At 46.3% G+C, this 9,306-nt stretch carries 6 protein-coding genes; 4 read left to right on the top strand and 2 right to left on the bottom strand.

Annotation, left to right across the window (positions count from 1 at the left end; genetic code table 11):
* Positions 1 to 1,959, top strand: a 1,959-nt coding sequence (locus BK127_RS17345; RefSeq protein WP_144026483.1) for an S-layer homology domain-containing protein, incomplete at its 5' end; no start/stop codon positions are given.
* Between the two features lie 140 nt (positions 1,960 to 2,099).
* On the opposite strand, the gene BK127_RS17340 is transcribed toward BK127_RS17345, so the two are convergent.
* Together BK127_RS17340 and BK127_RS17335 are read right to left on the bottom strand one after the other, a co-directional pair.
* On the bottom strand, positions 2,100 to 3,728 hold the full coding sequence (locus BK127_RS17340; protein WP_076232418.1) for an S-layer homology domain-containing protein: 1,629 nt from the start codon (positions 3,726 to 3,728) through the stop codon (positions 2,100 to 2,102).
* A gap of 317 nt (positions 3,729 to 4,045) precedes the next feature.
* Positions 4,046 to 5,206: an MFS transporter gene (locus BK127_RS17335; protein WP_076232416.1), complete on the bottom strand. Its 1,161-nt coding sequence runs from the start codon at positions 5,204 to 5,206 to the stop codon at positions 4,046 to 4,048.
* Between the two features lie 363 nt (positions 5,207 to 5,569).
* On the opposite strand from BK127_RS17335, the gene BK127_RS17330 reads away from it, so the two are divergent.
* Genes BK127_RS17330 through BK127_RS17320 form a run of 3 tightly spaced genes read left to right on the top strand, consistent with a single transcriptional unit; the run spans position 5,570 to position 9,267 of the window.
* Positions 5,570 to 5,992 carry a hypothetical protein gene (locus BK127_RS17330; RefSeq protein ID WP_076232413.1) on the top strand — a complete coding sequence of 141 codons (423 nt, stop codon included), beginning with the start codon at positions 5,570 to 5,572 and terminating at the stop codon, positions 5,990 to 5,992.
* Between the two features lie 47 nt (positions 5,993 to 6,039).
* The gene (locus tag BK127_RS17325; RefSeq protein ID WP_076232411.1) at positions 6,040 to 7,200 is read left to right on the top strand and encodes a transglutaminase domain-containing protein; all 1,161 of its coding nucleotides are present in this window, start codon (positions 6,040 to 6,042) and stop codon (positions 7,198 to 7,200) included.
* 30 nt (positions 7,201 to 7,230) lie between these two features.
* Positions 7,231 to 9,267 (top strand): peptidoglycan D,D-transpeptidase FtsI family protein, encoded by a 2,037-nt coding sequence (locus BK127_RS17320; protein ID WP_076232409.1) that lies wholly within the window; start codon positions 7,231 to 7,233, stop codon positions 9,265 to 9,267.
* Positions 9,268 to 9,306: the final 39 nt, after the last annotated feature.

Here is a 9,306-nt window from a genome sequence, read left to right as displayed (position 1 = left end):
GAAGTAGGAAGCTCGGTCGCATCGACTCCATCGAATAGCGTGATACCGACGTCACCGAACGCACCGGCTACGGTGCCAAACGCACCAATGGGCGTGACGGCTGTGGCAGTGAATGGTCAATCGCAAGCGACAGTGAGCTTTACGGCACCGATAAGCAACGGAGGCAGCCCCATAACCGGCTACACTGTGACCTCGAGTCCGGGAGGATTGAGGTCTAGTGGTACAGGCAGTCCCCTCACCGTTACGGGATTGACGTATGGGACGGCGTATACATTTACCGTCGTTGCAACAAACGAAGTAGGAAGCTCAGCCGCTTCGACTCCATCGAATAGCGTGATACCGACGTCACCGAACGCACCGGTCACGGTGCCGGGCGTACCAATGGGCGTGACAGCTGTGTTAGTGAATGGTCAATCGCAAGCGACAGTGAGCTTCACCGCGCCTGCTAGCAGCGGAGGCAGCCCGATCACAGGCTACACCGTGACTTCGAGTCCAGGAGGCTTGACGGCAAGCGGTACAGGCAGTCCAATAACCGTTACGGGCTTAACGAAAGGCATAAGCTATACGTTCACGGTAATTGCGACCAACAGCGTTGGCAGCAGCAATCCTTCCGAAGCTTCTAATGCCGTATGGCTAAGAGCTTCTTCCAATAACAACGGCAGCTCAAGCACACCAACACAGCCAACGCCTCCAACAACATCGGAGTCTGATACAACGGGTGCTACCGTTCTTGTTAATGGCAAGCTGGAGAATGCAGGAACAGTAAAGGTAACAAACGTAAATTCACAGACGGTAACAACCATCGCGATTGATCAGAATAAGCTGGAAGATAAGCTCGCGAAGGAAGGTCAGTTTGCTGTGGTGACGATATCGGTGGATACCGGATCTGATGTCGTGATCGGAGAGCTCAACGGGCAGATGGTCAGTAAAATGGAATTGCAGCAAGCGGTATTGGAAATTAAAACGGATAAAGCGAGTTTTCATATGCCGGCTCAACAGATCAACATCCAATCAATCTTAGATCAGGTGGGCAAATCGGTAGCCCTGCAAGATATTAAAGTTCAGATCGAAATCGCTGTGCCTAGAACGCCGGTGCAATGGGTTCCAAATGAATCCACAGAAGGAACGATTGCGATTGTCGTTCCACCGCTTGACTTTACTGTAAGGGCTCTCTATAAGGACAGTACAATTGAAGTCACCGAGTTCAAAGCATATGTTGAACGTACAATTGCCATTCCAGACGGCGTAGATCCTAACAAAATCACGACTGGAGTCGTGATTGAAACGGATGGAACGCTGCGCCATGTGCCGACGAAGATTGTGCTGTTGGACGGCAAGTATTATGCCAAGGTGAACAGCTTGACGAATAGCATCTATTCTGTGGTATGGCATCCGCTTGACTTTAAGGATGTAGAGCTGCACTGGGCTAAAAAATCTGTAAACGATATGGGATCGCGTATGGTTATCAATGGCATCGGCCATGGCTCCTTTAATCCCGATCAAGATATTACACGTGCGGAGTTTGCAGCTATCCTGATTCGTGGATTAGGACTGAAACTAAAGGCAGAGGCATCGGGTTTCTCTGACGTTGATCCGAAGAGTTGGTTCGCCAGTGCGATTGGGACGGCATTCACGTACAACCTGATCAACGGATTCGAGGATGGCACCTTCCGCCCGAATGATAAGATTACACGCGAACAAGCGATGACGATTATGGCAAGAGCGATGACCATTACGAAGATCGAAGCGAAACCATTGCAAAATACGGGACAAGTATTAAACTCCTTCACCGATTCGGGGACGATATCGAATTGGGCTGAGAGCGGGATTTCCGACTGCTTAAAGTTTGGGCTCGTTTCGGGACGAAACAACACAGAATTGGCTCCTAAAGCCTTCATAACAAGAGCGGAAGTTGCTGTTATTGTTCAAAGACTTTTGCAAAAGTCTGATCTAATATAACAATTATATAGCTGCATTCAATAGCGTTGCATTGATTTTACCTGAAAATTCAAAACATTAACAAAAAAAAGGCACCGACATCGCTGTCAGTGCCTTTTGGCTTGTAAATCTGAATTTAATTAGTCGTTAACCTGCTTTACTTAGTTGATGAAGTTAGCTTTGGTTAACAAACGTTTCAGCATAGCAGCTGATTGTGCGCGTGTAGCCTGGTTAGTAGGAGCGATCGTGTTGTCAGTGATTCCATCAATGATTCCTGCTTCAATCGCTGTTGCTACTTCTTGTTGAGCCCATACGATCTTGTTAGCATCGGTATACTTAGCTAACAATTCATTTTGACGTTCAGAAGTAACAGTTGGTTTAGCACCTGCGTAATTCAAAGCACGGACGACCATTGCTGCAAGCTCTTCACGTTTGATCGGTTGGTTCGGTCTGAAAGTTGAATCCTCATAACCATCAATGATTTTGGCTTTGGTTGCTGCGCCTACAACGCCTGCGAACCAATCACCTGATGCAACATCATTGAAGGAGCTGCTTCCTGCCGCTTGCTCAAGACCGAGTGAACGAACCACCAAGGCTGCAAATTCAGCACGAGTGATGTTACGCTCAGGTTCGAAAGTTGTATCGGTTACGCCATCAACAACCAGCTTGTTGGCCAGTAATTCGATGTAGCCTTGAGCCCAATGGCCTTGGCTGTCAGGGAAGTTTTTGTTCAATTCGATTGCTGTATAGATACTGTTACTATTACGTTTAATTGTAGCTGTGCTGCCTGTGTCTGCTGTATTAATCAGAGAAGGGACAAAGCTTAATTTTTTCGTTGTTGTATCGAATACAACGCCTGTCGAACGTGTGGAATCTGCTGCTTTGGTCAAAGGAAGAATACGGCTCACATAATTCGAACCGAGATCAATCGTTTGAGTTTTGCTGTCTGGTGCAAGTCCCACAAGGTTGAAATCAACCGGTGTAGCGATTTCTGTAGCACCTAAGGCAGTAGCTGCAGCTGTAATACTAGCCACATTATCTGCACTTGCAGCACTGATCGATACTTTAATAATGAGCGCATCCACTGTAGTGCCGAGAGCGCTTGCCAAGTCACTTAGTTTCAGTACCGAGATCGGAAGGATATAAGTGCCTTTACTATTGGTGATCCGTAGTGTCTTGGTTGTGTCATTAGTGAAGCTGGTCAATGCCTTAGCTGGAATCAAAGCCAGATCTCCACTAAGGTTAAGCACGACTTCATTGTTAGAAGTTAAAGCGTTTTGCAGCATGTAGGCATCAATACTTCCGTCAGAAGGAACACTCATGGTTGCTCCGGAAATAGTTCCGCCACCACCACCGCCGCCGCCACCGCCGCCAGTGCTACCGCCGTTGTTATTGCTTGTGTATGAAACTGTCGTAGTTGCAGATTCGCTTGGATCTACAACACCAGCTTTATACACAGTTGTAGTTACTGTAAGTGGACCCTCATAGCCATTAACAGATAGACTTGGTATTTGGTAGCTCCATCCTTGGCTGCTTGAGTAAGTATTGCTATAAACGGCTGGGGTCACAGAAAGCAATGCACCGCTGTTCCCGTACACATTGACGTACACTGCGTCTCCAACATTGGAATCTAAATAAGTAGTGGAAGATACAGTTGCATTCAAGCTATTGTTCTGAAATGTTAAATTAGAAAATCCCGTTGCAGCAAAAGCCAGAACAGGCAGCATGATTGAAAGCATCAGCGCAAGTACGGTAACTTGAGCAGTTTTTTTGGTAAAAGCTGGCTTCATTAACGTTTCACTCCTATCGTTTCTTTTGTTTTTTTTGTGAAAAGGTTCGTTTGTCACTATGCTTTTCACCTCCTTTTTCGACATAGATATGCTGGGTACATGTCTTGTTACAAAGTTCGAACGCAACTCCCTTGTTTAAGTCCGTCTGACCCAAAAAAGAACATTGGGTATATCTGGGTTAAAGGAGACTGAGAAGTAACGCTTAACCTAACTTTTACTTACCCTGTGTAATTAACGTTGAAACACACAAAAAAATCGCCCGCAAAAGGCGATTTTTTAATCAGCACTGGATGGCAGCCAAGCAGCATGATTTCTTTTCAGATAGAAACGGGTTTGAAGGCCCGAAGCGGGACAACAGATAAAGCCAGCATCAGGCAGGCAAATGCTATAAAGTAAGGAGAAGTATGACTTCTCATATGTCCGGCCACAATGGGACCTATAAAGGCGCCTATGGAAAAGGATATGGATAAAAACGAAAATACACGCCCATAATGGCTTGAGCTTGTAATTCCTGCCAGCAGGGAGGCGATAGCCGGAAAAATGATGCCTTTGGCCATTCCAATCATAAATAAAGAGACGTAGATCGGAATAGGCCAATGGATGGATAAGCCGAAAAAAATAATCGCCAGCCCCAGACTGCCCATAGTGGTCCTTAGAAATGGGGATTTGCGGTTCAAGAAGATCATGCTCAGGGTGACCAGTGCCCCCAGACTGACAAGTGAAAACAAAATGCCCGATGTCAGAATGGAACCGTTGGATTCCTTCATTAGAGGCAGTTCAAAAAATAATATCCCTTGTGCACAGGAAATAGCCAAAGGAATACCAAAGAAAAGCCAGGGAACACGATCGTTTTTGAGTTCAGGCAGCTCATCGGAATGTTCGGCAATGCTCTGGGCGTGTGGGATGGACAAGTCGCCAATCGCCTTCTGACCGGTTGCTTCCTTCACTCCGACCATGGCAAGGACACCGGTAGCGATCAGAATCCAGCCCAACACCGTGAAGGATTGCGCAAAGCCGAGCTTGGCTACCAGATAAGCGCCGACAGCAGGGCTTAATACAGAGGCCATCGTATGTACGAGTCCATTACCCGCCATAAACTTGCTTTGCTGGACACGGTCCTTGGCAATCTTGGCAAGCAGGGATAGACATGCAGGCGAGAGGAAGGCAAGGACAAAACCGCTGATCGAACGGATAATCAACAAATCCCAGGGATCTGTTACCCTTGATTGAACTAACAGCACAATACCTGCTACAATTAGGCTAAAGACAATAAAACCTTTACTTCCATAACGGTCTACACCATAACCTGCCAGCAGGTTACCGGGCAAGTGAGTCAGTGAGTATACACCTAAAATGAGCCCGATGAATGAAGGGGCAGCGCCTAGCGAGATTGCAAACGGGGATAATATCGGGTATTGCGCATGCAGATCGAAAAAAGCTACAAACATGAACAAATATAACCACAGCGCGGTTTTCAATCGTATCACCTCGAATGGGATCCATAGTCTGCTTGCTTTCAGCAGCGTTATACTACGTTTACGTGACAAGCCCGGAGGTTAGTACCACTATTTTTGCGAGCCGCAGAACAAGCCTTACATACAACGATTTATTGAGAAGAGGTTGCCGGGTATGGATCCGTTCCTGCTATTATTTTTGGTGGTTATATTGGTCTTTCTTATTTTTCGATTGCGAACCACCTTTCGTAAGGCCAAAAAGTTCGACAAATCCGACCAGATTCAGCGCCAGCTCGCAGAACTGAGGAAAAAAAGGGATGAAGACAACGATAAAGATAGTGTATGATTACCAGTATTGAGTGAGATGAATTTGAGGAGAGATGAAGGTTGGATTTTATTACGTCGTTTTTACAAGAGCGTTGGTATATTATTTTGTTGGCTATCGTGATCTTATTCGTTGTTGTCCGCATCGTTAAGACCGTTATCAAATGGGTCATTGTACTTGCCATATTGGCAGGATTATATTTCTATGGTGCCAGCTATAAGGATCAATTGCTCAATATTGGAGCTACGGTAACAACTGAAGTAAAGAATCAGGCGATCAAAGTCGTATCGAACGAAATGAAGGATGCGCAATATAAGCAAAATGCGGACGGGTCTTACACGGTTACGACCAAAAGCCTGAAGGTTGATGGCAAGCCGGGAGCCAGCGAGGTCACTGTCACTTTTATGAATCAGACCTTTACAATGAAGCTTGATGATATGCTGAAGGCATTGATCGAGCAAGCCAAGACGAACAAAGCAACCTAACGAGTGCTGCATTTCTTTCATCCTTGAAGAGATTAGGAGTTGAAGCAATGGCATCGACAATCAACCAAATCAGTTCAATCAATTGGATCACTGTGCTTATTGCAGGAACGCTAGTCTTTTCGATCATTCAGGGGATGATTCGAGGCGCGTCTTCCTCAGCTCGTCACTTGGCGCTGATGGCAGCAGAAGGCGCCGCTATTGTGGTTGGCATAGTGCTGTCCTGGTGGTTGTCCTCCTGGGTCTCGCCGTATGTTCAAGGATGGCTGGTTGAGCTCAATATTGTGATTCCTACCAAGGATCTTGGTCTATTTGAGCAATTTTATTACACAGTCGTTACATCGGTTCGAGATTTTCCGCTGCTGCGGCTAGGCGTTTTATTCATTATTGGTTATGCTGTAATTAAACAGATCATCTACCGGATGATCAATCCGTTCTTTGGTCATTGGGGGACAGATAAGTTTCAGGGGGAGTCAAGGCATGGCAGCACCAAACGTCCGGGTATGATTAGCAGTGTGATGGGCGGAATCATAGGTACATTTTCCGGTCTTGGCCGCTCACTGCTCATAGTAGCAGCGCTCTTTATTTACACTACCTTTTTGCCGCAAACCGAAATCACCCCGTATATACAAGCTTCTACCCTGTATCAGGAAGGTGCAACGGCAGTTATCAAGCCGGTGGCAGGCGATTTTTTGACCAATCAGCTTCCCGTATTTACCAGAAAGTTTGAGGCGGAAGTCAATAATATTTTACAAAGAAAGTATGATGTGCTGGATGCACAAATCCCTCCCGGCATAGCGGAAGCGGCCAAAGAGGTAACGCTCAAAGGAACAACTGACGAGGAAAAAGCGAAGCTGTTATATAAATGGATTGGCACCAGAGTAACTTATGATTGGGATAAGGTTAATCTCTATGAGCAAAAAAAAATCTGGAAGGAGCAAACGCCGGAAGAAACGTATGCAACAAGAAAAGGCGTTTGTATTGATTATTCCAGACTGTATGCCGTGATGGCCCGTTCGATCGGATTGGAAGTCAGAGTTGTTACAGGGCTTGGCTATGATGGTCGTGGCGGATATGGACCTCACGCATGGAACGAGGTATATTTGAACGATAGCAGCAAGTGGGTACCACTCGATTCTACCTGGGTATCCAGCGGTGGCAACTGGTTTAATCCCCCGAATTTTAATCAAACACATATCAGGGAAGTTTAAGGTTGTACGCATTACAAAGGAGTTGTAAGCATGTTTGGTAACAAAAAAGCTAATGATGACCCTCAGCAGCAGGAATCAGCCAAGAGAAGTCATTTTACATTTAGGGTTAATCTGATCTTTTTCTGCACGTTTTTCTTTTTTTCCATTCTGATTGTCAGACTTGCCGTACTGCAGTTTGTCGAAGGCAGCCAGCTGAAGGCGGAAGAAGCCAATAACACCAAGATGGATACACCGATAGGTCCGATTCGTGGCAATATCTATGATCGGGGCGGGGCGCCGCTCGCTTTTACCTCGTCAACCCAATCGCTATATTTCCGTATGGAATCCGACCAAAAGAAAGACGATGTCATAACGCTAGCTCGCAAATTAGAGGAAATATTCAAGGAGCATGGGACGCCGCCCAATAATTTGCTGGGTGCAGCGGAAATCATTAAGGAGATGGATGTCGGTTACGATCTGGACAAGAATACGACGACAGCTCCGAGCTACTCCTTTGTTCCCCGGCGGCTCAAATCAGGCTTGTCTAATGATGAAATCGCATATATACTGGAACGCCGCGATGAACTGAAATGGCTTGAGATTATGGAGGAAAGTATTCGTACTTACGACAACGGTCCCATTGCAGCCCAACTGATCGGATATATGAGACCCTTTTCCACGGCAAGAGAGCCGAACAATGGACTGCCCTTCTACAAGAACAAAGACAATACTAAAGGCTATCTAGACACTGAGTATGTCGGATACGATGGTATCGAGCTGATGTATCAGGAGGATCTTCGCGGTAAAAATGGATCAAAAACATACCCGGTGAATGCCTCGCAAAAAATTATCGGCAAAGTGTCGGTCAAAGCACCGGAAAAAGGAAATAATTTATATTTAACGATTAATAAAAATGTTCAGGAGGTTGCCGAGAAGGCCATTATCGATCAGCTTGCGGCTGCCAAGTCAACGTCCAATCGTTCTGCTTCCGCGCCGAATGCAAGGGCTGGTTATGCGGTTGCGATCGAAGTGGAAACAGGCAAGGTCGTTGCAATGGCCAGCATGCCGGATTATGATCCTAACATATGGAACGGGGTTGTGTTGACCAGCGAGTACAACCGGATCCAACCATTTATTAATAATGGTACGATTACAAGCGCCTTTCCGGATTATCCGCCAGCCGAGCTCAAGAATCATCCAACCTCGGTTGTATATGTAGGATCGATCATTAAGCCGTTATCGGTGTTAATTGGATTAAATGAAGGGCTGTTTGGGGTCGATACGCTTTATAATGACACCGGTGAGTATACGTATGGTAAGGACAATGGATCGAAGCTGACGAATTCAGACCGGGCTTCCTATGGGTATATTAATGCTGCGGATGCGATCTGGCATTCCTCCAATACGTTCATGTCAGCGATGGTTGGTTACAAGCTTCATCAAAAGTATGGAAGCCAATCAGCCGACGTTTGGGAGTCTTATCTGAACAAATTCGGTCTCGGTGTGCCGAGCGGAAGTGGTTTGCCAAGAGAAAATGCGGGTATCAGCGAGTTTAAAACGAATGAGAAGGAATCCATGCAATCGAGAATGGTATTTGCTTCATGGGGCCAGAATGAAAAATATACAACGATGCAGATGGCGCAATATGCCGCTACCCTGGCAAGCAGAGGCAAGAAGCTAAAGCCGCTTCTTGTGGATAAAATCGAAACCTATGAAGGTCAACCGGTGCAGACGATGGAGCCTGTCGTGATGGAGGAAACTACATTCCCCAAACCGTATTGGGATTCGGTCATTAAAGGGATGGAAAAGGTGTTTGTGACAGGCTTTGACGGATTTCCTTATCCTTATGCCCGTAAAACAGGAACCTCTACACAATCCGTTGGCGGCAAGCTGATTGATAATGCCGTGTTTATTGCGTTCGCTCCAGTGGAAAAACCAAAGCTTGCAATTGCTGTCGTAGTCCCTGAAGGTGGTTTTGGTTCGTGGAATGCGGCTCCGATTGCACGCAAAATTTTTGATGCCTATGATCAGTACTATGGCTTGGATGGTGTGCCCAAAGGGGCCAAAGGTACTGCGGAAGCACCATAGCTGCGAGTGTATACATGTTCACAGAACCTGTCTGTTATG

The sequence above is a fragment of the Paenibacillus sp. FSL H7-0331 genome (assembly GCF_001956045.1).
The sequence above is the reverse complement of the archived record's forward strand: the minus strand, read 5'-3'. Positions and strand labels throughout refer to the sequence as shown.